We start from the raw sequence: 26,033 nt of genomic DNA, 5'->3' as shown, positions 1-26,033 counted from the left end.
AAGATCAGCTTTCGAACCAGTTCAGCACGCCGTCCAGGCCCGAGACGTTCAGCGCGTAGCGGGTCTGCTGCCGCACCAGCGGCTTGGCGTGGTAGGCCACCGGGAAGCCGGCGGCGCCCAGCATCTTCAGGTCGTTGGCGCCGTCGCCCATGGCGATGACCTGCTCCTTGGTGGCGCCGTGGGTGCGGGCGAACTCGCGCAGGTAGACGGCCTTGGCGTCGGCGTCCAGGATATCGCCCAGCACGCGGCCGGTCAGCACGCCGTTGTCGATTTCCAGCGTGTTGGCGTGCGCGCTGTCCAGCTTCAGGCGCTCACGCAGGCGGTCGGTGAAGAAGGTGAAGCCGCCGGACACCAGCAGCACCTTGATGCCGGCGGCCTGGGCGGTGGTGATCAGGCGTTCTGCACCCGGGTTCAGGCGCAGCTTTTCGGTGTAGACCTGTTCCAGCGCTTCGGCCGGCACGTCCTTGAGCAGCGCCACGCGGCGCCGCAGGCTTTCGGCGAAGTCCTTGATCTCGCCGCGCATCGCGGCCTCGGTGATTTCCGAGACCTTGTCCTTGACGCCGGCCACGCCGGCGATCTCGTCGATGCACTCGATGTTGATGAGCGTCGAGTCCATGTCCATCGCCAGCACCTTGCAGTGCGACAGCTTCAGGCCGGCCGGCACGAAGGCGGTGTCGATGCCATGGCGCTCGGCCCACGCCACCACGTCGGCGCGGGTGGCGTCGTCGTGCTGAACGTCGAGCAGGCGCGCGGCCGTGGCGCTGATGCGGGCCACGCCTTGCGCCTGCGCCAGGGCGGCGAGCTGTTCGGCGTGTTCGACGGTCAGGCCGGGGGATTGGACGACGAGGTGATGGATAGTCATAAAAATGCGAAGGTCGGGGCGGGTTACTTCAAGGCGCGCAGCACGGCGCGCACGGCATCGGCGCGAGCCGGGATCTGCGCGGCCTTGATCTCAACCCGCAATTTATCCTGTCCGGCGAGTTTGATGTGGCGTTGCCGCTGCACCAGCTCGATGATTTTGGCCGGATCGACGCTGGTCTTGGGGCCGAACTGCAGCAGCGCCTGGGTTTCGCTGGCGTCGATCTTGACGATGCCCAGCGGTTGCGCGGCCAGGCGCAGGCGGTGCGTGGTCAGCAGCGTCTGCGCCGCCTCGGGCAGCTTGCCGAAGCGGTCGATCAGTTCTTCCTGGATCTGGATCAGGTCGTCCTCGTCGGCGGCGTGGGCCAGGCGCTTGTAGACGCTCAGGCGCGCGTGCACGTCGGCGCAGTAGTCGGACGGCAGCAGCGCCGGCGCATGCAGGTTGACCTCGCAGGCCAGGTTGAAGGGCGCGTCCAGGTCCGGCTCTTCGCCGGCGCGCAGGGCGCGCACCGCTTCGTTGAGCATCTCGTTGTACATCGAGAAGCCGACTTCCTGGATGTTGCCGGACTGCGAATCGCCCAGCACTTCGCCGGTGCCGCGGATCTCCAGGTCGTGCATGGCCAGGTAGAAGCCCGAACCCAGTTCCTCCATGGCCTGGATCGCTTCCAGCCGCTTCTTGGCGTTGCTGGTGATGGCGTCCTCGCCCGGCGTCAGCAGGTAGGCGTAGGCCTGGTGGTGCGAGCGGCCGACGCGGCCGCGCAGCTGGTGCAGCTGCGCCAGGCCGAAGCGGTCGGCGCGGTGGATCACGATGGTGTTGGCGCTGGGCACGTCGATGCCGGTCTCGATGATGGTGGTGCACAGCAGCACGTTGTAGCGCTGCTGGTAGAAGCCCTTCATCACCTGTTCCAGGTCGCGCTCGGGCATCTGGCCGTGGGCCACCGCGATGCGGGCCTCGGGCACCAGCTCTTCGAGGCGCGCGCGGCGGTTGTGGATGGTCTCGACCTCGTTGTGCAGGAAGTAGCACTGGCCGCCGCGCTTGAGCTCGCGCAGCAGCGCCTCGCGCAGCGTGCTGCCGTCCTCGCGCCGCACGAAGGTCTTGATCGCCAGGCGCTTTTGCGGCGCGGTGGCGATGACCGAGAAGTCGCGGATGCCTTCGAGCGACATGCCGAGCGTGCGCGGGATCGGCGTGGCCGTCAGCGTCAGCACGTCGACCTCGGCGCGCAGCGCCTTGAGCGCTTCCTTCTGGCGTACGCCGAAGCGGTGTTCCTCGTCGATGATGACCAGCCCGAGGCGCTTGAACTTCACGTCCTTGGACAGGATCTTGTGGGTGCCGATGACGATGTCGACGCGGCCGTCGTTGATGCCCTCGATGGCGGCCGATACTTCCTTGGCCGAGCGGAAGCGCGACAGCTCCACCACCCGCACCGGCCAGTCGGCGAAGCGGTCGGAAAAGGTCTGCGCGTGCTGTTCGGCCAGCAGCGTGGTCGGACAGAGCAGGGCGACCTGCTTGCCGTTGGCCACCGCCAGGAACGCGGCGCGCAGCGCCACCTCGGTCTTGCCGAAGCCGACGTCGCCGCACACCAGGCGGTCCATCGGCCGGCCCGAGGTCATGTCGGCGATCACGGCCTCGATGGCGGCGGCCTGGTCGGCCGTTTCCTCGAAGCCGAAGCCTTCGGCGAAGGCCTGGTAGTCGTTCAGCGGCAGGTTGAAGGCGAAGCCCTCGCGCGCGGCGCGCTGGGCGTACAGCGCCAGCAGTTCGGCGGCGGTGTCGCGCACCTGTTTGGCCGCCTTGCGGCGCGCCTTGTCCCACTGGCCCGAGCCGAGCTGGTGCAGCGGCGCGGCTTCCGGATCGGCGCCGCTGTAGCGGGCGATCACGTGCAACTGCGACACCGGCACGTACAGCGTGCTGCCGTTGGCGTATTCGAGATGCAGGAACTCCATCTCGCCTTCGCCCATGTCCATGTTGACCAGGCCGTGGTAGCGGCCGATGCCGTGCTGCGCGTGCACCACCGGGTCGCCGGCGCGCAGTTCGGACAGGTCGCGCACCATCGCTTCGACGTTGCTGGCGCGTTCCTGGTCGCGCTTGCCGCGCCGGCCGGTGGCGGCGACGCCGGGATACAGGTCGTTTTCGGTCAGGAACGCCAGCCCGGCCTGCGGCAGCTCGAAGCCGGTGGCCAGGGGCGCGGCGACGATGCCGAAATGGGCGTCGGACGCGAGAAAGGCCTCGATGGTCTCGGGTTGCGCGTCGGGCGTGACGCCGAACTCGTTCAGCATCTGCACCAGCGTCTCGCGCCGGCCCGCCGAATCGGCGCACAGCAGCACGCGGCCATCGTGCCGCCCCACCAGCGCGCGCAGTTTGGCGATCGGGTCTTCGGCGCGGCGCGCGACGCTGACGTCGGGCGCGGCGCGGAAGTCGGGATGCGGCTGGCCGGCGCCCAGCGCCAGGCGGCGGAAATCCTTCAGGCGGGCGTACAGCGCCTGCTCGTCCAGGAACAGCGCGGACGGGGGCAGCACCGGCCGTTCGCGGTCGCTTTTCAGGAAGCCATAGCGGCTGCCGGTGTCCTGGCTGAAGCGCATCATGGCGTCGTCGATGTCGCCGACCGTGACGGTGAGCGTGCCTTCGGCCAGGTAGTCGAACAGCGTGGCCGTCTCGTCGAAGAACAGCGGCAGGTAGTACTCGACCCCGGCGAAGGGGATGCCGTTGCCGATGTCCTTGTAGGGCAGGGCGCGCGAGGGATCGCCTTCGAACACTTCGCGGAAACGCGCGCGGAAGCGGTTGCGCGATTCCTCGTCCATGGGAAATTCGCGCCCCGGCAGCAGTTGCACCTCGCGCACCGGGTACAGGCTGCGCTGGGTGTCGACGTCGAAGCTGCGGATGGTCTCGATCTCGTCGTCGAACAGGTCAAGCCGGTAGGGCAGCGCCGATCCCATCGGGAACAGGTCGATCAGGCCGCCGCGCAGACAGAACTCGCCGGGCGCGGTGACCTGGGTGACGTGGTTGTAGTTGGCCAGCGTCAGCTGCGCGCGCAGCGCTGCTTCGTTGAGCTTGTCCTTCTGCTTGAAGGAGAAGGTGTAGGCCGCCAGGAACGACGGCGGCGCCAGCCGGTACAGCGCGGTGGTGACCGGCACCGTGAGCACGTCCACCGTCTTCATCATCAGCGAATGCAGGGTATGCAGGCGCTCGGAGATCAGGTCCTGGTGCGGCGAGAAGGCGTCGTACGGCAGGGTTTCCCAGTCGGGCAGCTGGCGCACCCGCAGGCCGGGCGCGAACAGCGCGATTTCCTCGGCCAGGCGCTGGGCTTCCAGCGGCTCCGCGGTCAGCACCACCAGCGGCGCGCCGGCCTGCCGGGCCAGGTCGGCCAGCAGCCAGGCATCGCCCGAGCCGGGTGGCCGGGGTTGCGCATAGCGCGTGCCGGGCTTGAGCGCGGCGAGAGTGGGGGCGGTCGCGGGGACGGGCGGCGCTGCCGTGGCGGAGGAGGTGGGAGCGGGCATCAGGCTGGGAGCAGGCATCAAGCGGAAGATTATAAAATCACCGCACCATGTCTGACTCAATCATCGCAATCGTTCCCGCCGCCGGCGTCGGCGCCCGCGCCAGCCACCCCGGCGTCGAGAGCGTGCCCAAGCAATACCGTCCGTTGGCCGGACAGCCCATGCTGCGCCATGCCGTTGCGGCGCTGCTGGCCGACGAGCGCGTGTCGCAGGTGCGCGTGGCGGTGACGCCCGGCGATGGCTGGGTCGACCACGCCCTGGCCGGCCTGCCGCGCACCGTCTGGCGCGCCTGCGGCGGCGCGACGCGCGCCGATACGGTGGCCGGCGCCCTGGCCGAGAGCGGCGTGGCCGATGACACGTGGGTGCTGGTGCATGACGCGGCCCGCCCCGGCCTGCCGGCGCCGGCCCTGGCGCGCCTGATCGACGCCTGCCTCGCGGATGCGGTGGGCGGGCTGCTGGCGCTGCCCGTGGCCGATACCGTCAAGGCCGGCCACGACCGGGTCGAGCGCACGCTGGACCGCAACGGCCTGTGGCTGGCGCAGACGCCGCAGATGTTCCGCGCCGGCGTGCTGCGCGATGCGCTGACGGCGGCCGCGGTGAACGGCGTTGCCGTCACCGACGAGGCCTCGGCGATCGAGGCCGCGGGCTATGCGCCCCTGCTGGTGCCCGGCGCCATGCGCAATTTCAAGGTGACCTGGCCGGACGATTTCGAACTGATGGAAAAATGGCTATGAGTATTCCCTTCCGCGTCGGCCAGGGGTTTGACGTGCATGCGCTGGTGGAAGGCCGCCCGCTGATCATCGGCGGCGTGACCATTCCGCACAGCCACGGCCTGCTGGGCCATTCCGATGCCGACGTGCTGCTGCACGCCATCACCGACGCGCTGCTCGGCGCCGCCGGGCTGGGCGACATCGGCCGCCACTTCCCCGATACCGATCCGGCCTTCAAGGGCGCGGACAGCCGCGTGTTGCTGCGCGAAGCCGTGGCGCGCGTGCGCCAGGCCGGCTGGACCCCCGTGAACATCGACGCCACCGTGCATGCCCAGGCGCCCAAGATCGGCCCGCATGCGCCCGCCATGGTCGGCAACATCGCCGCCGATACCGGCCTGGCCGAAACCGAGGTCAACATCAAGGCCAAGACCAACGAAGGCCTGGGATACCTGGGGCGCAAGGAAGGCATCTCGGCCACGGTGGTGGCGCTGCTGGCGCGGACCTGAGCGTCGTCCCATACCCCGCTTGCATCGATGGCGCGGTGTTTACCGCGCCATTTTTTCGGTGCGCGGGCGTTGTTTTATTCGCACGGATACATGTCCACAACAAATTAACAAACCGCAAAAAAGGGCGCGGGCCGCGTGGCTGCTGCGGTTTGGCGCGCATCCCGCGTCGTTTGGGGCGCACAGGCCGAAAACGCCCCGTGTTTTCGTCTTGCCGGGGCATTTGAACTGGAATATTCTGCCGCTACTTAACGTCTGGATAATAGGGACACTAGGATGCATGTACGTGGCGCTGCCTTATTCGTGGCTCTCGTCGCCTTTGGTTCGCCTGCACATGCAGAATTCGAGCAACAGCTCGGCCCGCTCGCGGGCGCTGTCCGCACGCAGCTGCTGCAGGGCTGGACCGCAGGGGTCGAGGATGGCTGGTTCACGCTGCGCAACAAGGCCACGGCCGGCAGCGAACAAACGCTCTACCTGAACGTTGGACAACCGCCCGAAGGCGGCCGCATCACCGACGTGAACGTGGTCCTGAATTCGAAGAATCCCAAGGCTTCCATCGGCCTGGCGCTGACCAACCGTTCGCGCAAGGGGCTGTGCCTGCTCGAACTCACGGCCGCCAAGCAGACCTTGCTGTTCTGTCTGGACGGCGACAAGCGCCGCGATATCGCCAACGTGCCGAATGTGGCGAAGCTGGACGGTTCCGACCGCATCAAGGTGGTCGAGGTGCCGGGCGCGGCGCGCTTCATCGTCAACGGCCAGAAGATCGGCGATATCGAGAACGAACCCGCGCTGGGTTCCGAGCTCGGCATCATGGCTTACGAGGTCGGCACCTTCGGGATCGCGGACTTCGCCATCAACACGAACGTCAATGCCAACACCGGCCAGGGCGGCGGCGGGCAACCGCAACAGCAGCCGACGCGCGCGCCGCAGGCCTCGCCGGATTCCGGCGCCAGCAGCGGCTTGCCGGGTTCCGGCCCATATCCGCGCTTTGGCGGCGACTCGCTGCGCATCGTGGCGGTGTACATCGGCATCATGCGCAGCATTTTCATGCATGAGTTCGGCCACGCGCTGATCGGCGAACTGGAGCTGCCCTCGACCGGCGCCGAGGAAGACGCGGTCGATATCTATTCGGCGCTGCAGATCGTCGAGCCGACCATGTACCCGTCCAGCGACAAGGACACCAACGCCATGGCCCAGGGCGCGGCCAAGTACGCGGCCCTGCAGTGGTACTACAGCGGCAAGCTGGCCGAGGCCAAGGGCGCCGGCAACTCGCCCTGGCAGGACGAGCACACGGGCGACCTCAAGCGCTTTCGCAACATGCTGTGCATCATGTATGGCGGCAACCCCGGCGTGTTCGCGTCGCTGGTCGACCAGGTCGGCTTCGAAGACCGCACCAAGGCGCGCTGCGCGGATGAATTCACCAAGCAGAACCGCGCCTGGCGCCGGATCCTGGCGCCGCATACCCGCGTCGGCACGTGGTCGCCCGATGGCCAGCAGCCGGCGAATGCCCCCGGCGCGCCGGTGAACGTGACCTTCGAACCGTCGTCGCGCCGCATCGGCAACCTGTTCGCCAACAACCTGTCCGAAGCCATCACCAACAACATCAAGCTGCTGGGCCAGACCTACGTGCTGCCGCGGCCGGTGAACGTGGTCTTCAAGGATTGCGGCAAGCTCAACGCCTGGTACAGCCCGCGCGAAGGCTCCATCACCATGTGCTACGAGCTGATCGAGAACATCGCGGTGATGATCTCGGATATCGAGATGGGCACGGTCGGTGGCGAGCCCAAGCAGGGCGGGGCGGCGCCGCAGCAAGCCCCGCAACAGGCCCCGCAACAGCAGCCGCGCCAGCAACCGCCCGCCGGCCAGCCGCAGCGCGCGCCCGGCAACGGCGGTTTCGACGAGTTGCAGGATAGCGGCGTGCCGCCGACGACCCTGCTGTTCTCGGCGCCCTACAAGGGCCCGACGCCGAACTCCCATCCCCGCGCCAAGGTGATCACCACCAAGGACGTGGTGGCCCTGTTGACCGATGAAAAGAACAAGAACTTCCTGGTGATCGACACCAGCGGCCTGCGCGACACCATTCCCGGCGCCTTCCCGCTGAGCGATGCGGGTTCGGACGGCAGTGTGACGGACCAGATGCAGGAAGCCTTTGACGGCTGGCTGCACAAGAAGACGGGCACCGAGAAAGAACACAACGTGCCGCTGATCATCGTGGGCGCCGGCATGAACGACCGCTCCTCCTATAACGCCGCGCTGCGCGCCGGCATGATGGGTTGGCCGGTCTACTGGTATCGCGGCGGCATGGAGGCCTGGCTCGCCAACGGCCTGCCGACGGCTCCCGTCAAGTCCCAGGGACAATAGCGGCAGCGGGGCGGCGCAAGCGCCTTCCGGCAAATAAAGAAAGCCCGCCTGTGCGAACAGGCGGGCTTTTTCATTGCCCGCGCGCGGCGGGGCGGGCCTGCGTGGCGGAGGCGGGCTTACTTGCCCTGCGCGGCCAGCGCCAGGGCGGCGGCGTTGACCACCGCGGCGATGCGGCCGGCGTCGCGCAGCTGCTCGGTCGACAGGCCGTCCTGCTTCAGGTTCTCGTAGTGCGAACCGACGCAGAAATGGCACTTGCCGATGATGGAGGCCACCAGCGCGAACAGCTCGAAGCGCTTCTTTTCCACGCCGCCATGGGTGGCGTAGGCATTCATGCGCAGCTGGGCCGGCAGGCTCTTGAGCTGGGCGTCGCCGCTCATCTCGACGTAGGGGTACCAGGTGTTGTTCATGCCCATGAGCGCCGAGGCGGTCAGCGCGGCATTGGCGTCGGTTTCGGACAGGCCGCTCTTGAAGGCTTCGATCAGCACCGGGCTGCGCGCGGCGTAGGCGGCCGACAGGGCGGCGCCGACGGCGTCTTCCGGGGCCAGGGTCGAGCGGGCGATCACGGCGTCCAGATTCAGGCGGATGTCCTTGGCCCAATCCGGCAGCTGTTCCTTAATGGTCGTCAGAAATTCCATAGTTTTTACCTATAATCTAGCGCAGTTAAAGCCCGGCGAGGGACCCGCGAGCAGGTCCCGGCCGGGCTGGAAATTACAGCGTGGCGCCGCCAACCGTACGGTTGCACGGGCACAGCTCGTCGGTTTGCAGGCCGTCGAGCAGACGCAGCACTTCTTCCGGGTTACGGCCGACGTTCAGGTTGTTCACCGAAACGTGCTGGATCGTGTTGTCCGGGTCGACGATGAAGGTGGCGCGCAGGGCAACGCCAGCACCCTTTTCACGCACGCCCAGCTGGTCGATCAGGGCGCCGGTGGTGTCGCCGAACTGGTAGTGACCCAGCTTGTTCAGGTCCGGGTGCTCACGGCGCCAGGCCAGCTTGACGAATTCGTTGTCGCTCGAGCCACCCAGCAGGACGGCGTCGCGGTCTTCGAAATCCTTGGCCAGCTTGTTGAAGCCGACGATTTCGGTCGGGCACACGAACGTGAAGTCCTTCGGGTAGAAGTAGATCACCTTCCACTTGCCGGGGAACGAGCTTTCGGTGATGTCTTCGAAAGCCGAGACGCCGTTTTCTTCGTGCTGGTTGAAGCCGGGCTTGACGCCGGTAACCTTGAAGGGCTCGAGTTTGTCGCCAACAGTTTTCATGTTTACTCCCAGTAGTTGTTGGTGGAATTAAGGCGGTGCCTCAAACCATAAATTCTACGCTATGGATTATCGTTGTCTAATTGATAATTCCTAAACTTCGCTTTGGGCAGCTCTATGCGGGCGGTCAGGCCGCCGCCCTCGCGCGGCAGCATGCGCAGGGCGCCGCCCACGTGCTTGAGCAGGCGTTCGACGATGGCCAGGCCCAGGCCGGCGCCGCTGACGCCGGTGCGGGCGGCCTCGCCGCGCGAGAATGGCCGCAGCAGGCGGTCGACGTCTTCGGGGGCGATGCCGGGGCCGCGGTCGGACACCTCGATGACGATCATGCCGCCCTCAGCTTGCAGTGTCATGACCAGATGGGCCATGCCGTCGGTCGAACGGCCATAGCGGCGCGCGTTCTCGATCAGGTTGCTGACGATGCGTTTCAGGTCCAGCGCGGTGATGCGCGCGCGCAGGCCCGGTTCGAGGGTGGCGTCCAGTTCTCCGCCCAGCGAGGACGTGTGGCTGCGTTCACGCTCGTACAGCTCGGCCAGCACGGCGGAGATATCGGTGGCCAGTTGCGGCAGGGTGCCGGCGGGACGGGCGTATTCCATCAGTTGGCCGATACTGTGGTCGATCTGGCCCAGGTCCTCGTCGATGGCCTGGCGCGCGTCTTCCGACACGCCGCTCAGTTCGATTTCCAGGCGCATGCGCGCCAGCGGCGTGCGCAGGTCGTGGGAAATGCCGGCCAGCATCAGCTCGCGGTCGGCCTCGGCCTGCCGCAGGTCCTTGGCCATGCGGTTGAACGAGGCGTTCAGGTCGCGGATTTCCAGCGGCCCCTGCTCGGGCAGGGGCGCCGGGGTCTCGCCACGCGACAGCACCTGCGCCGCGCGCGCCAGCCGCGACAGTGGCCGGTTGACGAAGCCGACGCTGACCGCCGCGCCCACCAGGGACAGCAACAGCGCCGTGGCGCCCCATCCCAGCCATTCGATGCCGCCCGTCAGTCCGATTTGCTCGCGTTCGAACACCAGCCAATATAGGTCTTTCTCGATCTGGAAACTGACCCAGAAGCCCGGCACCTGGTTCACGCCCCAGGCGATCTGGGTCTCGGGGCCGAAGCGCGTGCGGATGTGCTGCGCCACGCGCTGCCAGTAATCGTCGTCGGGAAGGGCTTCGGCGAAGTCGGTGACCTCGCGCGGATAGACCTGGATGCCTTCATTGGTGGCCAGGTCGAGCAGGAGCTTGCTGCGTTCGCCGTTGTGCGAATAGATCAGCGCGGTGCGCGTGATATTGACGGCCGTGATCACCCGCTGCGCCATTTGATTGGCGCGCGGTCCCAGCTCCATGCTGAAGAAGACTTGTAGCCACGCCCCCAGGCTGACCAGCATGAGCGCGGCCAGCAACAGGAACGTGCGGCCGAACAAGCCGAGCCGCAGACGTGAAGTCAGGTTCCTGAAGGTTTTGCGCAAGCGGGGCACGAGGCTGCGCTCCTGCCCGGGGCGGGCGTGTCGATCAACTGCCACCGTCCGGCACAAACACGTATCCGAGACCCCAGACGGTCTGGATGAATACGGGCTTGGACGGGTTCGGCTCGATCAGCTTGCGCAGGCGCGAGATCTGCACGTCGAGGCTGCGGTCGAAGGCTTCGTATTCGCGGCCGCGGGCCAGTTCCATGAGCTTGTCGCGCGACAGCGGAATCTTCGGGTGGCGCGCAAACACCTTGAGCACCGAGAATTCGCCGGTCGTGATGGGCACCTGTTCGCCGTTGCGCGTGAGCGTGCGGGTCGACAGGTTCAGCACGTAGGGGCCGAAGGCGATGGATTCGTTTTCCTGGCTGGGAGCGCCGGGATGTTCCTCGGTGCCGCGGCGGCGCAGGATCGCGTTGATCCGGGCCAGCAGTTCGCGAGGGTTGAAGGGCTTGGACAGGTAGTCGTCCGCGCCCATCTCCAGGCCGACGATGCGGTCGATTTCTTCCGCCTTGGCCGTCAGCATGATGATGGGGGTGTTGTCGTGGCCACCGCGCAGCCGGCGACAGATGGACAGGCCATCCTCGCCGGGCAGCATCAGATCCAGCACGAGCAGGTCGAAGTGCTCGCGTTGCCAGAGTTTGCCCATCTCTTTGGCGTCTTCGGCAACGAAAACGTTGAATCCCTGCTCGGACAGATACCGGCGCAGCAGATCGCGCAAGCGCGGATCATCGTCGACGACGAGGATTTTTCGGGTGGGGGTGGTGTTTTGCGTATTCATGGCCGGAAATGTAACAGTGACAAGAACCAGCGGCTAGTGGGCGTTCACAAGATATTACACATTGCGAACCATGGTTGAAATCCCCCTTACATACGGGGGCAAGCCCCCGGTATTTCGTACAATCTGCATCTATGGAACTAAACCTGCTGGCTCTGGAAACCTCTTCGTCGCGCTGCGGCGTGGCCCTTTTGCGCGCCTTCGACGGGCGGCTGGAGGTCGCCGTCCGCGAACACGAGGGCTCCCAGGAGCACGCGGAACGCCTTTTGCCCATGGCCAACGAACTGCTGGCCGAGGCCGGCCTGGCGCCCGACGCCCTGCAGGCGGTGGCGTTCGGCCAGGGGCCGGGCGGCTTCACGGGGCTGCGCGTGGCCTGCGGCGTGGCCCAGGGCATGGCCATGGGGCTGGGGATCCCGGTATTGCCGGTGGTGTCGCACCAGGCCGTGGCCGCCCAGGCGGGCGGCGTGCCGGACGACGCCATCGTGGTGGCGCTGGACGCCCGCATGAATGAAGTCTACCTGGCGGTCTATCGCCCGGTTGCCGGCGCCGATGGAGAGTCCGTCTGGGAAACCCTGCAGGCCCCCTTGCTGATCGCGGCGGCCGAGGTCGTGCCCTGGACGGCGCACCACCTGCCCGCGTGGTCCCGCGCCGCTGGCCGGGCGCTGCAGCCCCTGCTGGCGGGCGATGCCTGGGATGCCTACGCCGCGGACATGTCGATACCGGCCGGATGGCGGCGCGCCGACGAGGCGCAGCGGCCCGAGGCCGCCAGCGTCGCCCGCCTGGCGCGCCAGGCCTGGTCGCGGGGCGAGGCCGTCGCGCCGGAGCAGGCCGCGCCGCTCTACGTCCGAGACAAAGTGGCTTTCACCACCGCGGAACGCCTGCGGGGCGAGGGCGGCAACCCCAAGGCGCAATCCACGCTGGCGCCGGCATATCCCCAGCCGCTGACCGACGCCGACCTGGACGAGGTGGTGGCCCTGGAGGCCAATGTCCAGTCGTTTCCCTGGACCCGCGGCAATTTCGCCGACGCGCTGGCGGCCGGCTATGGCGCCTGGACATTGCGCCGTGATGGCCGCGTGGCCGGTTTCTGTATCCTGATGTTTGCGCCCGACGTGGCCCATCTGCTGGTGATCGCGGTGGCGCGCAGCCTGCACCGCCAGGGGCTGGGCAGCGTCCTGCTCGACTGGTGCGAACAGCAGGCGCGCGAGCGCAGCCTGGACGGCGTGCTGCTCGAAGTGCGCCCATCCAATACCGCGGCGGTCGAGTTCTACAAGGCCCGCGGCTACCTGCAGATCGGCCTGCGGCGTGGCTACTATCCGGCCGAAAAGGGCGGACGCGAGGATGCCCTGGTGATGCAGAAGCGCCTGGACAGGCCCAAGGGAGCGACGGCGTGACGGCCCCGAACCCCACGCAGTCGGCGGCCGCGCCCCGCATCAATCCGCTGCAGCGCCTGTGGCTGCGCGAGCTGGGCATGGAGCGTCTGTGGCTGCGCCCGGCGCCCCGGCCCGCGGTCGCGTCCGAGCCCCAGACCGTTGTTTCCAAACAGGATTCGCCGGCAACGGCGGCGCCGGATGGCATGCCGCCGACGCCGGTCCGCGATGCCGCGCCAGCGCCGGCGGCCGTGGCATCGCCCGTCGCCGCGCGTTCCGCCGGGCCCGGTCCGGGCCTGCGCAATGGCCCGCCGCCCAAGCCGGCGCCCAAGCCCGAGGTCGCGGCCGACGCCGCCCCGGCGCCGATTCCGGTGGCCGAAGCGGTCAAGAACGCCAACCTGGACGAATTGCGCGAACAGGTGGTGGCCTGCACTGCCTGCGGCCTTTGCAGCGGGCGGCGCCATGCGGTGTTCGGCCACGGCGGCCAGCCCACGCGCTGGCTGGTGGTGGGCGAGGCGCCCGGCGAACAGGAAGACCGCCAAGGCCAGCCTTTCGTCGGCCGTTCCGGGCAATTGCTGGACTCGATGTTGTCGGCGGTGGGCATGAGCCGCGAGCGCGATGTATTCATCGCCAACGTGATCAAGTGCCGGCCCCCGGGCAACCGCAATCCCAAGCCCGAGGAAATCGCGGCTTGCAGTCCTTACCTGATGCGCCAGATCGCGCTGCTCAAGCCCGAGCGCATCCTGGTGCTGGGCCGGTTCGCGGCCCAGACGCTGCTGGGCACGGACGCGACCATCGGCAGCCTGCGCGGCCGCGTGCACCAGATGAAGACGGAAGAGGGGCGCGAGATCCCGGTGATCGTGAGCTATCACCCGGCCTATCTGCTGCGCAGTCCGGCCGAGAAGGCGCGCGCCTGGCAAGACCTGAAACTGGCGGCCCGGCAGCTCTAGGCCGGGCCCGGCCGGCAAGGCCGCCAATGGGCGGGGCCGCAAGGGCGGCCCGCCGCGATGATGATCAGCGCGTGTGCGGGTCGAGCGCGTGGCCGTGGCCTTCCTGGCCGATCTGGTCATGCAGCTCGGGGTTGGCCGCCAGGTTGCGCCGGCTCCAGCGCATGAACACCACCATCAGCACGGCCACCACGGTGCCGAAGATCACGATGATGATGTTGATCGGCAGTTGCAGCCACAGCAGCAGGGTGTACATGGCCACCATCAGCAGGATGTTGAGCTGCTCGTTGAAGTTCTGCACCGCGATCGAATGGCCGGCCGACAGCAGCACGTGGCCGCGGTGTTGCAGCAGGGCGTTCATGGGCACCACGAAAAAGCCCGCCAGCCCGCCGGTGATCAGCAGCAGCAGGTAGACGCTCCAGGGCGAATAGACCAGCGGCATCAGCAGCACCACCAGCCCCATGGCCGCGCCCACCGGCAGCACCGCCAGGGCGCGCCGCAGCGGAATGCGGCCGGCCAGGATCGAACCCACCACCGTGCCCAGGGCGGCCACGCCCATCAGCATCGAGGCCTTGTCCAGCTGGTAGCCCAGGTGGCTGCGGCCCCATTCGATGACGATCAGTTGCAGCGTCGCGCCGGCGCCCCAGAACAGGGTGGTGACGGCCAGGGAAATCTGCCCCAGCTTGTCCTTCCAGAGCACGCGGACGTAGCCCCAGAAGGTGCGCATCAGCTTGACTGGGTTCTTCTGCTGCGGCGGATAGCGCACGTGGGTCGGCGGAATCAGCAAATTGCACAGCGCCGCCAGCAGGTAGACGAAGGCGATGACCAGGATGGCCGCCTCGGCCGGCGTGTGGACCAGCTTGCCGATGAAGGAATGTTGCAGCAGCGCGGTCGATACCGTGGTCGAGATCAGCAGGCCGCCCAGCACCGTGCCCAGGATGATGGAGAAGACGGTAAGGCCTTCGATCCAGCTGTTGCCCTTGACCAGCATGGTGGGGGGCAGCATTTCGGTGACGATGCCGTACTTGGCGGGGGAGTAGGCCGCCGCGCCGATGCCCACCACGCCGTAGGCGGCGCAGACCAGGTAGGTCTGGTATTCAGGGGCGACGCCGATGCTGGCGTACGAGAACATGAGCAGGCAGCCGGCCACCTTCAGGGCGTTGGTGGAGAACATCACGCGGCCCTTGGGGTAGGAGTCGGCGATGGCGCCGACGAAGGCCGCCAGCACCACGTAGGCCAGCGCGAAGGACCATTTCATGATCGGGGCCAGCCAGTCCGGGCCGTGCAGTTCCTGTATCAGGGCGATCGCGGCGATGAATAGCGCATTGTCCGCCAATGACGAGAAGGCCTGCGCGGCCATGACCAGATAGAAACCTCGTTTCAAGAATGTCCCCGTACTTTGACCTGAGCCCGGTCGGTCTGCGTGAAAATTATGCGTCTTGCGAAAAAGTGTCAGCGAGTATAGCCCGTGGCGCAGGTAGGGCTATTCAGCGTTTGCCCGCGGGTTGCGGCAGGTCAGGCGGCGCGCGGCAAGGGGGAGGGCAGTCCCCGGCTTGACCGTTGTTCACGTTTGGGGACAGACTGCCTGCGGTATCATACGACCCATCCGCGAGCCGGCCCTCCAGGGGCCGGTTTGCAATGTGTGCGGCAGGTCCGTTAACGCCTTTCGTTCAACCCACCCCGTCGTCATCGTACTGTGCGTCTTACTCAGCTCAAACTCGCCGGCTTCAAGTCCTTCGTCGATCCCACCGTGATTCCCGTGCCCAGCCAGCTGGTGGGCGTGGTGGGCCCCAATGGCTGCGGCAAATCGAACATCATCGATGCGGTGCGCTGGGTGCTGGGCGAGGCCAAGGCCTCGGAACTGCGCGGCGAGTCCATGCAGGACGTCATCTTCAACGGCTCGGGCAACCGCAAGCCGGCGGCCCGGGCCTCGGTCGAAATGGTGTTCGACAACAGCGAAGGCCGCGCCGCCGGGCAATGGAGCACCTACGCCGAAATCGCCGTGCGCCGCGTGCTGACGCGCGACGGCACCAGCAGCTACTTCGTCAACAACCAGCAGGTCCGCCGCCGCGACATCCACGACATCTTCCTGGGCACCGGCCTGGGCGCGCGCGGCTACGCCATCATCGGCCAGGGCATGATCAACCGCCTGATCGAGGCGCGCCCCGAGGAACTGCGGGTGTTCCTGGAAGAAGCCGCCGGCGTGTCGCGCTACAAGGAGCGCCGCCGCGAGACCGAAAACCGCCTGTCCGACACGCGCGAGAACCTGACCCGCGTCGAAGACATCCTGCGCGAACTGAACAGCCAGCTGGAAAAGCTGGAAGCCCAGGCCGAGGTCGCCACCCGCTACCGCGAACTGCAGGCAGACGGCGAAAAGAAACAGCATGCGCTGTGGTTCCTGAAGGAAACCGGCGCGCGCGAAGAGCGCGCCAAGAAGGCCCAGGAAATGGCCCAGGCCCAGAACGAGCTGGAAGCCGCCATCGCCGGCCTGCGCGCCGGCGAGGCCGCGCTCGAATCCCGGCGCCAGGCCCATTACGCCGCCAGCGACGCGGTCCACACCGCCCAGGGCGCGCTGTACGAGGCCAACGCCCAGGTCAGCCGCCTCGAGGCCGAGATCCGCCACGTGGTGGATTCCCGCAACCGCCTGCAGGCGCGGCGCGACCAGCTGCAGCAGCAGATCGCCGAATGGAACAGCCAGCGCGAGCACTGCGCCGAGCAGATCGCCCAGGCCGAAGAAGACCTGGCCGCCGGCGCCGCCCGCACCGAAGAGGCGCGCGCCGCCGCCGAGGACGCCCAGGCCGCGCTGCCGTCGGTCGAGCAGCGCGTGCGCGAAGCCGCCTCCGGCCGCGACGAGATGCGCGCCGCCCTGGCCCGCGTGGAACAGAACCTGGCCTTGGTGGCGCAAACCCAGCGCGATGCCGACCGCCAGATGCAGGCCCTGGAGCAGCGCCGCGAGCGCCTGCAGCAGGAACTGCGCGAATTGCACAGCCCCGACCCGGTGCGCCTGGAGCAACTGGCCGGCGATCGCGTCGCCGGCGAGGAACAGCTCGAGGAGGCCCAGGCGGAACTGGCCACCCTGGAAGGCAAGGTGCCGGACGCCGACGCCGAGCGCAGCCGCGCCCAGGCCGCCGCCCAGACCGATGCGCAGAACCTGGCCCGCCTGGAAGCCCGCCTGTCGGCCCTGGTGAAGCTGCAGGAAGACGTGCAGAAGCAGGGCGCCCTGGAACCCTGGCTGGCAAAGCACGAGCTGGCCGGTCTGTCGCGCCTGTGGCAGAAGCTGCACATCGAACCGGGCTGGGAAACCGCCCTGGAAGCCGCCCTGCGCGAACGCATGGCGTCCCTTGAAGTGCGCAGCCTGGACTGGGCTCGCGCCTTTTCCGACGACGCGCCGCCCGCCCGCCTGGCCTTCTACCAATTGCCCCCCGCGGCGCCCGCCCCGGCGGTGCCCGCGGGCCTGACGCCGCTGGCCAGCCTGCTGCGCATCACCGACCCCGACCTGCGCACGCTGCTCAACGACTGGCTGGCCGGCATCTATACCGCCACCGACCTGGCCCAGGCCCTGGCCACCCGCGCCACGCTGCCGGCCGGCGCCGCCTGCGTGGTCAAGGCCGGCCACCTGGTGGATGCGCACAGCGTGCGCTTCTACGCCCCGGATTCCGAACAGGCTGGCCTGTTGGCGCGCCAGCAGGAGATCGAAAACCTGCAACGCGAGATCAAGGCGCAGCAACTGATCGCCGACCAGGCCCGCGCCGCTGTCGCCCGCGCCGAAGTGGCCTGGCAACAGGTGAGCCAGGCGATCGCGCCGGCGCGCCAGCGGGTCGCCGAAGTGACCCGCCGGGTGCACGACATCCAGCTGGAACACTCGCGCCTGCAGCAGCAGGCCGAGCAGTCCGGCCAGCACGCCGCGCGCTTGCGCCAGGATCTCGAAGAGATCGCGGCCCACGAAGAAGACCTGCGCGCCACCCGCGAAGAGGCCGAGGCCCGCTTCGAGGCGCTCGACGAGGAGCTGGCCGAACACCAGTCCCGTTTCGCCGACGCCGAAATGGATGGCGAAACCCTGGCCGCCCAGGCCGAGGCCGCCCGCGCCCGCCTGCGCGAACTCGAGCGCGCCGCCCAGGAAGCCGAGTTCGCCGAGCGCGGCATCCAGGTCCGCATCACCGACCTGCAACGCAACCAGCAGCTGGCGGCCGACCAGAGCCAGCGCGGCAGCGTCGAACTCGAACAATTGCTGGCTGACCTGGTCGACCTGGACGCCTCGGCCTCCCAGGCCGGCCTGCAGGACGCCCTGGAAGTGCGCGCCGAGCGCGAAGAGGCGCTGTCGCGCGCCCGCCAGGAAATGGAAAACCTGGCGGCGCTGCTGCGTGGCGCCGACGAAGACCGGCTGCAACAGGAACGCACGCTCGAGCCGCGCCGCGCCCGCATCACCGAATTGCAGCTGCAGGAACAGGCCGCGCGCCTGGCCGAGGAACAATTCACCGAGCAGCTCAACGCCCGCGAGGTCGACCGCGAGGCCCTGGCCCAGGACCTGGCCAACCAGCCGGACGAATGGCGCCGCGCCAGCTGGCTGCAATCGGAAGTCACCCGCATTTCGCGCCAGATCGAGTCGCTTGGCTCGGTCAACCTGGCCGCGCTGGACGAGCTGAACACGTCGCGCGAGCGCAAGGGCTTCCTGGACGACCAGCACCAGGACCTGATGACCGCCATCGAGACCCTGGAAGACGCGATCCGCAAGATCGACCGCGAAACCCGCGAGTTGCTGCAAGAGACCTTCAACGTCGTCAACGGCCACTTCGGCGAGCTGTTCCCCAAGCTGTTCGGCGGCGGCGAGGCCAAGCTGACCATGACCGGCGAGGAAATCCTCGATGCCGGCGTGCAGGTCATGGCGCAGCCGCCCGGCAAGCGCAACAGCACCATCCACCTGCTGTCGGGGGGCGAAAAGGCGCTGACCGCCACCGCGTTGGTGTTCGCGCTGTTCAAGCTGAACCCCGCGCCGTTCTGCCTGCTGGACGAGGTGGACGCGCCGCTGGACGACGCCAATACCGAGCGCTACGCCAACCTGGTCGCCAACATGAGCGAGCAGACCCAGTTCCTGTTCATCTCGCACAACAAGATCGCGATGCAGATGGCCAAGCAGCTGATCGGCGTCACCATGCAAGAGCAGGGGGTTTCGCGTATCGTTGCGGTAGACATAGATTCGGCCGTCCAGATGATGGCCTCCGAAGCGGCATAAACCCAATATTCAGAATGGCGCCGGCTTCCTGGCGCGGGATTTACACATGAGTGATTTGCAGATCGGGCTGATTGCCCTGGGCGTCTTGCTGATACTGCTGGTGCTGGGCTTCAACTGGTGGCAGGACCGTCGCGTCCGCCGCAAGATGCAAAGCCATTTCCCCACCTCCGAGCAGGATCCGCTGCTGGGGGCGGGCGCCAACGCCGCCGCGGGCGCCGCGGCCGTGCGTCGCGAGCCCGGCATGGGCGACGCGCCCAAGGCGCACCCGGAACAGCCCAAGCCGGTCGATCCGGGCAGCGATGCCGATGATGCCGAGGAACCCGATCCCGCCTGCGAAGTGGTCATCGAGATCAACTTCGCCGAGCCGGTGCGCGGCGCCGACCTGCTGCCTTACATGCAGAGCCTGCGCCAGGTGGGTCGCAAGCCCATGCGCGTGTTCGCCGAAACCGACCAGCGCCGCCATCGCGCCCGTGTCCATGCCGGCGAGTCGTATGCCTCGATGCAACTGGCGGTGCTGCTGGCCAATCGCAGCGGCCCGCTGACCGCCATCGAATGGTCGCAGGCCTGGGCCCGCGCCCAGGACATGGCCGAACGCTTCGATGCCACCATCGAGGGCCCCGACCAGCAGGCCGTGCTGGAGCAGGCCGCGCGCCTGGACGACACTTGCGCCGCGCTGGATACCCAGGTCGGCCTGACCCTGTTGCTGGGCACCGCCCAGCCGGCCGCCGAGGTGCTCAACGTGGCCCGCGACGCCGGCTTCGTCGCCGATGGCAACCGCCTGGCCTGGCCTGCCGAGAACGGCGTGGCCCGTTTCACGCTGGCGCGCGCCGATGGCGCCGCCTTCGACGCCGGCATGGGGGGCATCGAACGCCTGTACCTGCTGCTGGACGTGCCCTGCAGCCCGGCCGACAGCCGCGCCTTCGGCCGCATGGTGGACGTGGGCCGTGAACTGGCCGCCCGCCTGCGCGCCGACCTGGTCGATGACCAGGGCAAGCCGCTGGCCGACGGTTCGGAAAGCGTCATCGACGAACGCCTGCAAGTGCTGTTCGGCCAGCTCGAGCAGGCCGGCCTGCCCGCCGGCAGCGAGCGCGCCCAGCGGGTGTTTGCATAATGAGCAAGGCCGGAGGGACCCCCGCGGCGGAAACCGCGGCACGCCTGCGCGCGGAAATCGAGCAGCACAACGTCCGCTATTACGTCTACGACGACCCGTCGATCTCGGATGCCGAATACGACCGCTTGATGCGCGAGCTGCAGGACCTGGAAGCCGCGCATCCCGAACTGGTCACGCCCGAATCGCCCACGCAGCGGGTCGGCGCGGCGCCGGTCTCGGCCTTCGGCAGCGTGCGCCACGCGGTGCCGATGCTGTCGCTGGGCAACGCCTTCGACGAAGAAGACGTCGTGGCGTTCGACCGCCGCGTCACCGATACGCTGCGCGGCGCCGGCCTGCTGGGCCCGGCGCAGCAGGCCGAATACTTCTGTGAACTCAAGCTCGATGGCCTGGCGATCAGCCTGCGCTACGAGGACGGCCGGCTGGTGCAGGCCGCCACCCGTGGCGACGGCCAGACGGGCGAGGACGTCACCTCCAATATCCGCACGATCAAGGCGATCCCGCTGCAGCTGAGCGGCCCGGCGCCCAAGGTGCTGGAGGTGCGCGGCGAAGTGCTGATGAACCGCGCCGATTTCGAGAAACTCAACGCGGCCCAGGCCAAGCGCGACGAGAAGGTCTTCGTCAACCCGCGCAACGCCGCCGCCGGCAGCCTGCGCCAGCTCGACCCGCGCATCACCGCCAAGCGGCCGCTGCGCTTTTTCGCCTACGGCTGGGGCGAGGTGCGGGGCCTGCCGGGCACGCAGAGCGGCCTGTTCGACGAAGCGTCGGCCGGCGCGGCGGATGCCTCGACCCTGCCCGAGAAATCGCATGGCGCCATGCTCGACTGGCTGGCGTCGCTGGGCCTGCCGGTCAATGTGAAGCACAACCACCGCGCCACCGGCGCCGAGGGCCTGATGGCGTTCTACGCCAAGGTCGGCGCCCTGCGGCCCGAACTGCCCTACGACATCGACGGCGTGGTCTACAAGGTGGATTCGCTGCCGGCGCAGAAACTGCTGGGCTTCGTGGCGCGCGCGCCCCGCTTTGCGCTGGCGCACAAATTCCCGGCCGAGGAAGCCACCACCACGCTGCTGGACATCGAAGTGCAGGTCGGCCGTACCGGCGCCATCACCCCGGTCGCCCGGCTCAAGCCGGTGTTCGTGGGCGGCGTGACCGTCACCAACGCCACGCTGCACAACGAAGACGAGATCCGCCGCAAGGACGTGCGCATCGGTGACACCGTCATCGTGCGTCGCGCCGGCGACGTGATTCCGGAGGTGGTGGGAGCGGTGCTCGAGAAGCGTCCCGCCGACGCGCGCGAGTTCGTCATGCCCAAGGCCTGCCCGGTCTGTGGCTCGGCGATCGAGCGCCTGGAAGACGAAACCATCGCCCGCTGCACCGGCGGGCTGTTCTGCGCCGCGCAGCGCAAACAGACGCTGTGGCACGCGGCCAGCCGCAAGGCGCTCGATATCGAGGGCCTGGGCGAGAAGCTGGTGGAGCAATTGGTGGACAGCGGCCGCGTCAAATCGCTGGCCGACCTGTTCAGCCTGCGCCCGCTCGAACTGGTCGGGCTGGACCGCATGGGCCAGAAGTCGGCCGACAACCTGGTCGAGGCCATCGACAAGGCGCGCGCGCCGGCGTTGGGACGCCTGCTGTTCGCGCTGGGCATCCGCCACGTGGGCGAGACCACGGCGCGCGACGTGGCCCGGCACTTTGGCAGCATCGAGGCCATCATGGACGCAGACGAGGACGCGCTGTCCTCCGTGCCGGACGTAGGGCCGGTGGTGGCGGGTTCGATCCGCCGCTTCTTCGCCGAACAGCATAATCGCGACGTGATCGGGCAGCTCAAGGCCCAGGGCGTGCATGCGGTGGCCGAGGCCGTGCCGCAGGACACCACGCTGGCGGGCAAGACCTTCGTGCTGACCGGCACGCTGCCCAACTGGACGCGCGAGGAAGCCTCCATGCGCATCCAGGCCGCGGGCGGCAAGGTCAGCGGCTCGGTGTCCAAGAAGACCGCCTATCTCGTGGCCGGCGAAGACGCCGGCAGCAAGCTCACCAAGGCCCAGGAACTGGGCGTCACGGTGCTGGACGAGGACGGGCTCAAGGAATTGCTGGGTTCCTCTTGATTAATCCGGGCCGCGTTGCCGGCCCGGCGCCTGGTCCTGTCGAACAGGCCGCCCGCCCTTGGCGCGCGGCCTGTTTCCATTTTCACCGCGCTCGGGGCCGTTCCATCGGGCTTTTGCGGCCGCCCCGCGAGACGTTCTGCCGGACAAAAAAAACTGCCCGCGCAAGGCGGGCAGTTTCTGCGGAAAGACGCCAGGTTTACTGGATCTTGGCCTTCTCGCGCAGTTCCTTCTGGTAGTCGGCCAGGGTTTGCTGGCGCAGCATTTCTTCCAGTTGGGTGCGGACCTGGTCCAGCGGCGGGAATTCAACCGGACGGGTGTCGTCGACCATGATGATGTGCCAGCCGAACTGGGTCTGGACCGGCTTGTCGACCAGTTGGCCCTTCTTGAGCTGGGTCACGGCCTGCGCGAACGGCTGGACGTAGTTGGTGGGAGGCGCCCAACCCAGGTCGCCACCCTTTTCGGCGCTGCCGGGGTCCTTCGAGTTCTTCTTGGCCAGGTCGTCGAACTTGCCCTTGTTGCTCTTCAACTGGGCCAGCAGGTCGTTGGCGGTCTTTTCGTCTTCGACCAGGATGTGACGGACCTTGTATTCCATCTTGCCGGCCTGTTCTTTCTTGATCTTCTCGTATTCAGCCGTGACCTTGGCGTCCGACACCGGGTGCTTGGCGAGGTAGTCGGCCATCAGGGCGCGGACCAGGATGCCTTGGCGGGCCAGTTCGATTTCGGTCTGGACGTCGGCCTGCTTGGCGATGCCGCCGGCTTCGGCGGCCTGCACGAAGACCTGGCGGTTGATCATTTCCTGCTTGACCTGTTCGCGCAGCTGGGGCGAATCAGTGGCGCCCTGGCTGACCAGCAGCTTGACGAATTGATCCAGGCTCTTCTGCGGAATGGCCTTGCCATTCACGGTGGCGACGTTCTGGGCGAAAGCGGGCACGGCGATGACGCAGGCGGCGGCCAGCATGACGATGCGTTTCATGAATATCCTTTTACTTTCTATTTGGGAGCCTGGGCGTCGAGCGCAAGCGCATGAATCGGATAGGGGATCAAATCTTGCAGATGATGATACACCAGCCTATGTCGCGCCACGGCGGAGAGTCCCGCAAAGCAAGACGCCACGATGTGGACGCGATAATGGCCGGCGCCGTTTTTACTGCCTTCGTGACCGGCATGTAAATGGGAGTCGTCCTGGATGTCCAGGGAAACCGGTTCCAGGACGGCCAGGCGCTCCCGGATCAGGGTGATGCGGTCGGTGGTCTCTGACATGGCGTCGATCGTAAAAGTTCCGGCGCGCGGGGCGCGCCCTGGGAGGGAAGCGGGCGCCGGGCCCGGTCGGGATGCGTCAGGCCTTGGGCGGGGTGTTGGCGCCGTCGTCGGCCTGGATGTGCTTGCCCAGCCAGATGGACTGGCCGATGACGAAGACGATCATCAGGCCCATCAGGCCGAAGGCCTTGAAGCTGACCCACTGGGATTCGGTGAAATGCCCCGAGAACGCCACATAGAGGTTGATGGCGCCGGCGATCAGGAAGAAGCCGGCCCAGATCAGGTTGAGCTTGTCCCAGGCGGCGTCCGGCAGCTGGATCTGCTTTTCCATCAGGCGCCGGATCAGGTTGCGGCCGAACAGCAGGCGGGCGAACACCAGGGCGCCGCCGAACAGCCAGTACAGCACCGTCGGTTTCCATTTGATGAAGACGTCGCTGTGCAGCCAGATGGTGGCGCCGCCGAACACCAGGATCACGGTCAGGTTGATCCAGTGCATGGCTTCGGTGGCGCGGCCGGTGGCCTTGAGCCAGACGATCTGCAGCACCGCCGCCGCCATGGCCACGCCGGTCGCCACGAAGATGTCGGTGAACCGGTAGGCCAGAAAGAACAGGAACAGCGGAAAGAGGTCGAACAGGAACTTCTTCATTCTTCTATGGGTTCGAACGTCATCGACAGGGAATTGATGCAGTAGCGCAGGCCGGTGGGCTCGGGGCCGTCGGGGAAGACGTGGCCCAGGTGCGCGTCACAGACGTTGCACAGGACCTCGGTGCGCACCATGCCGTGGGAGGTGTCGCGTTCCTCGCGCACCAGTTCCGGGTCGAGCGCCTGGAAATAGCTGGGCCAGCCACAGCCGGCGTCGAACTTGGTGTCCGACGCGAACAGCGCGGTGCCACAGCCCACGCAGCGGTAGATGCCCGGGGTGAAGGTGTTCCAGTAACGCCCGGTGAATGCGCGTTCGGTACCCTTTTCACGGGTGACGACGTATTCTTCCGGGGACAGCTGGGCCCGCCATTCGGCGTCGGTTTTGCGTACTTTGTCCATATCAGCTCTTGGAGTCCCGATGCCCGAAATGGTTCGGGCATAATCCCGCCCCATGTTAATCGAGTTTGACCAGGCGATTGTATCGACGCCCCAGGCGGAAGTGTTGCGCGGGGTGAGCGCGGCGCTGGACGGGCGCCGGATCGGCATCGTCGGCCCGAACGGCGCCGGCAAGAGCACCCTGGCGCGTCTGGTCAACGGGCTGGTGCTGCCATCCTCGGGCAGCGTGCGGGTCGGCGGCCTGGATACCCGGCATGAATTGAAGGCGGTGCGGCGCCAGGTCGGCTTCGTGTTCCAGAACCCCGAGAACCAGATCGTCTTCCCGATCGTGCGCGAAGACCTGGCGTTCGGCCTCAAACAACTGGAACCCGACCGGGCGCAACGCGAGGCCCGCATCGAGGCGGAGCTGGCGGCCCTGGGCGTGGCGCATCTGGCGGATCGCACCAGCCACACCCTGTCCGGTGGCGAACGCCAGCTGGTGGCGCTGGCCGCGGTGCTGGTGATGCGGCCCGGGCTGGTGGTGTTCGACGAACCCACCACCCAGCTGGACCTGCGCAACCGCAACCGCGTGCGCGACGCCATCGCCGCCATGCCGCAGGACGCCATCGTGGTCAGCCATGACCTGGCGCTGCTGGAAGATTTCGAGCGGGTGCTGGTGATCCAGGATGGCGTCATCGCCGCCGACGACACGCCGGCCGCCGCGCTGCGCTGGTACCGGGACCGCTGCGCGTGATCGAGCCCCTATATATTCCAGGCGACTCGCCGCTGCACCGGCTGCCCGCCGGCCTGAAGCTGCTGGCGTTGGCCGCGGCCGGCGCCGGATTGTTCCTGCTGCGCGATCCCGCCATCCTTGCGGGAGCCTGCGCGCTCGCCGGCTTGCTGCTGTGGTGCGCTGGCGCCACGCCAGCCGGCGTCTGGCGCCAGGTGCGCGGCCTGGTCTGGGTGCTGCTGGCCGTCGGCGTCTTCACGGCCTGGTTCCAGGGCTGGCGCGAGGCGTTGGCGGTACTCTTGCGGATCGCCGCGATGGTCGGGCTGGCGCTGGCGGTGACGCTGTCGACCCGCGGTTCAGACCTGATCGCCGTGTGCGAGCGGGTGTTGATGCCGTTGCAGCGCATCGGCCTGCTGGACGCGGGCAAGGTGTCGCTGGCGCTGGCGCTGGCCCTGCGCTTCGTGCCCGAGATCTGGCGCAATTTCCACGAGATCCGCGAAGCCCAGGCGGCGCGCGGACTCGGCGCCAACCCGGTGGCGCTGATCGTGCCGCTGGTGGTGCTCACGCTGAAGCGGGCGCAGGAAGTGGCCGAGGCCATCGACGCGCGCAGCCTGTGACATTCCAACTCCATCCCTGATTCCCTGTCCCACTAGATAGAAAGGGCATTGCCATGAAATCCAACAACACTGTGCTGGTGGCGCTGTTCGCCGCGCTGATCGTGGTGCTGAGCCTGATTCCGCCGATCCCGCTGCCGGGCATACCGGTGCCGATCACGCTGCAGACGCTGGGCGCCATGCTGGCCGGCGCCATGCTGGGGCCGGGCCGCGGCGCGCTGGCCTGCCTGTTGTACCTGGCGCTGGCGGCCATCGGCCTGCCG

Annotated in this window: 22 protein-coding genes; 11 read left to right on the top strand and 11 right to left on the bottom strand. The window is 67.8% G+C overall.

Annotated elements, in window-relative coordinates:
• Positions 1-4 precede the first annotated feature (4 nt).
• The gene (gene serB / locus DK459_RS02780; protein ID WP_020924737.1) at positions 5-862 is read right to left on the bottom strand and encodes a phosphoserine phosphatase SerB; all 858 of its coding nucleotides are present in this window, start codon (positions 860-862) and stop codon (positions 5-7) included.
• Between the two features lie 23 nt (positions 863-885).
• Positions 886-4,368 (bottom strand): transcription-repair coupling factor, encoded by a 3,483-nt coding sequence (mfd, locus tag DK459_RS02775; protein WP_006389226.1) that lies wholly within the window; start codon positions 4,366-4,368, stop codon positions 886-888.
• A gap of 29 nt (positions 4,369-4,397) precedes the next feature.
• Between mfd and ispD the strand changes: the two genes are divergently transcribed.
• The 3 genes from ispD to DK459_RS02760 all read left to right on the top strand — a co-directional run bounded on the left by ispD (position 4,398) and on the right by DK459_RS02760 (position 7,921).
• On the top strand, positions 4,398-5,081 hold the full coding sequence (gene ispD, locus DK459_RS02770; protein WP_024068081.1) for a 2-C-methyl-D-erythritol 4-phosphate cytidylyltransferase: 684 nt from the start codon (positions 4,398-4,400) through the stop codon (positions 5,079-5,081).
• Positions 5,078-5,563, top strand: a complete 486-nt coding sequence (gene ispF / locus DK459_RS02765) for a 2-C-methyl-D-erythritol 2,4-cyclodiphosphate synthase (protein WP_006389228.1) — start codon at positions 5,078-5,080, stop codon at positions 5,561-5,563. The genes ispD and ispF overlap by 4 nt, the downstream gene beginning before the upstream one ends.
• A gap of 300 nt (positions 5,564-5,863) precedes the next feature.
• Positions 5,864-7,921, top strand: coding sequence for a DUF4344 domain-containing metallopeptidase (locus DK459_RS02760; protein ID WP_227740054.1), 2,058 nt, complete (start codon positions 5,864-5,866; stop codon positions 7,919-7,921).
• Between the two features lie 116 nt (positions 7,922-8,037).
• On the opposite strand, the gene DK459_RS02755 is transcribed toward DK459_RS02760, so the two are convergent.
• The 4 genes from DK459_RS02755 to ompR form a co-directional block, all read right to left on the bottom strand.
• Positions 8,038-8,556 (bottom strand): carboxymuconolactone decarboxylase family protein, encoded by a 519-nt coding sequence (locus DK459_RS02755; RefSeq protein ID WP_006389230.1) that lies wholly within the window; start codon positions 8,554-8,556, stop codon positions 8,038-8,040.
• Between the two features lie 73 nt (positions 8,557-8,629).
• Positions 8,630-9,178 carry a peroxiredoxin gene (locus tag DK459_RS02750; protein ID WP_006389231.1) on the bottom strand — a complete coding sequence of 183 codons (549 nt, stop codon included), beginning with the start codon at positions 9,176-9,178 and terminating at the stop codon, positions 8,630-8,632.
• Positions 9,179-9,237: 59 nt separating this feature from the next.
• A complete protein-coding gene (locus DK459_RS02745) occupies positions 9,238-10,632 on the bottom strand; it encodes an ATP-binding protein (RefSeq protein ID WP_006389232.1) in 1,395 nt (464 codons plus the stop codon).
• A gap of 34 nt (positions 10,633-10,666) precedes the next feature.
• Positions 10,667-11,401 (bottom strand): two-component system response regulator OmpR, encoded by a 735-nt coding sequence (ompR, locus tag DK459_RS02740; protein WP_003813882.1) that lies wholly within the window; start codon positions 11,399-11,401, stop codon positions 10,667-10,669.
• A gap of 131 nt (positions 11,402-11,532) precedes the next feature.
• Between ompR and DK459_RS02735 the strand changes: the two genes are divergently transcribed.
• Positions 11,533-12,789 (top strand): bifunctional tRNA (adenosine(37)-N6)-threonylcarbamoyltransferase complex dimerization subunit type 1 TsaB/ribosomal protein alanine acetyltransferase RimI, encoded by a 1,257-nt coding sequence (locus tag DK459_RS02735; protein WP_047992189.1) that lies wholly within the window; start codon positions 11,533-11,535, stop codon positions 12,787-12,789.
• Complete coding sequence (locus DK459_RS02730; RefSeq protein WP_199234252.1) at positions 12,786-13,715, top strand: uracil-DNA glycosylase; 930 nt, start codon at positions 12,786-12,788, stop codon at positions 13,713-13,715. The genes DK459_RS02735 and DK459_RS02730 overlap by 4 nt, the downstream gene beginning before the upstream one ends.
• Before the next feature lie 64 nt (positions 13,716-13,779).
• On the opposite strand, the gene lplT is transcribed toward DK459_RS02730, so the two are convergent.
• Positions 13,780-15,096, bottom strand: a complete 1,317-nt coding sequence (gene lplT, locus DK459_RS02725; protein ID WP_006389235.1) for a lysophospholipid transporter LplT — start codon at positions 15,094-15,096, stop codon at positions 13,780-13,782.
• 312 nt (positions 15,097-15,408) lie between these two features.
• Here lplT and smc point away from each other — a divergent pair, with 312 nt between their 5' ends.
• The 3 genes from smc to ligA are packed head-to-tail and all read left to right on the top strand — an operon-like array spanning position 15,409 to position 22,152.
• Positions 15,409-18,942 carry a chromosome segregation protein SMC gene (gene smc / locus DK459_RS02720; protein ID WP_006389236.1) on the top strand — a complete coding sequence of 1,178 codons (3,534 nt, stop codon included), beginning with the start codon at positions 15,409-15,411 and terminating at the stop codon, positions 18,940-18,942.
• Between the two features lie 46 nt (positions 18,943-18,988).
• Positions 18,989-20,053, top strand: a complete 1,065-nt coding sequence (locus DK459_RS02715; protein WP_006389237.1) for a cell division protein ZipA C-terminal FtsZ-binding domain-containing protein — start codon at positions 18,989-18,991, stop codon at positions 20,051-20,053.
• Complete coding sequence (gene ligA / locus DK459_RS02710) at positions 20,053-22,152, top strand: NAD-dependent DNA ligase LigA (RefSeq protein WP_006389238.1); 2,100 nt, start codon at positions 20,053-20,055, stop codon at positions 22,150-22,152. Before DK459_RS02715 ends, ligA begins: the two co-directional genes overlap by 1 nt.
• 196 nt (positions 22,153-22,348) lie before the next feature.
• Here the strand turns inward: ligA and DK459_RS02705 are convergent, their stop codons facing one another.
• From DK459_RS02705 to msrB, 4 genes are all read right to left on the bottom strand, one after another.
• Positions 22,349-23,125: a peptidylprolyl isomerase gene (locus DK459_RS02705; RefSeq protein ID WP_006389239.1), complete on the bottom strand. Its 777-nt coding sequence runs from the start codon at positions 23,123-23,125 to the stop codon at positions 22,349-22,351.
• Positions 23,126-23,142: 17 nt separating this feature from the next.
• Positions 23,143-23,412 (bottom strand): BolA family transcriptional regulator, encoded by a 270-nt coding sequence (locus DK459_RS02700; protein ID WP_006389240.1) that lies wholly within the window; start codon positions 23,410-23,412, stop codon positions 23,143-23,145.
• Positions 23,413-23,488: 76 nt separating this feature from the next.
• Positions 23,489-24,055, bottom strand: coding sequence for a septation protein A (locus tag DK459_RS02695; RefSeq protein ID WP_054496691.1), 567 nt, complete (start codon positions 24,053-24,055; stop codon positions 23,489-23,491).
• A complete protein-coding gene (gene msrB, locus DK459_RS02690) occupies positions 24,052-24,450 on the bottom strand; it encodes a peptide-methionine (R)-S-oxide reductase MsrB (RefSeq protein WP_006389242.1) in 399 nt (132 codons plus the stop codon). The genes DK459_RS02695 and msrB overlap by 4 nt, the downstream gene beginning before the upstream one ends.
• 52 nt (positions 24,451-24,502) lie before the next feature.
• Between msrB and DK459_RS02685 the strand changes: the two genes are divergently transcribed.
• From DK459_RS02685 to DK459_RS02675, 3 genes are all read left to right on the top strand, one after another.
• Entirely contained in the window at positions 24,503-25,180 is a 678-nt protein-coding gene (locus tag DK459_RS02685; protein WP_024068089.1) for an energy-coupling factor ABC transporter ATP-binding protein, read from the top strand.
• Positions 25,177-25,773, top strand: a complete 597-nt coding sequence (locus DK459_RS02680; protein ID WP_054443108.1) for an energy-coupling factor transporter transmembrane protein EcfT — start codon at positions 25,177-25,179, stop codon at positions 25,771-25,773. Before DK459_RS02685 ends, DK459_RS02680 begins: the two co-directional genes overlap by 4 nt.
• Positions 25,774-25,826: 53 nt before the next feature.
• Positions 25,827-26,033: biotin transporter BioY (locus DK459_RS02675; protein ID WP_199234251.1), on the top strand; the 207-nt coding region annotated here is incomplete at its 3' end.

This window comes from Achromobacter sp. RW408, assembly GCF_003184165.1.
Taxonomy (GTDB): Bacteria; Pseudomonadota; Gammaproteobacteria; order Burkholderiales; family Burkholderiaceae_B; genus Achromobacter; species Achromobacter xylosoxidans.
Note: the sequence above shows the minus strand (reverse complement) of the source record. Positions and strands in the feature narration are given on the sequence as shown.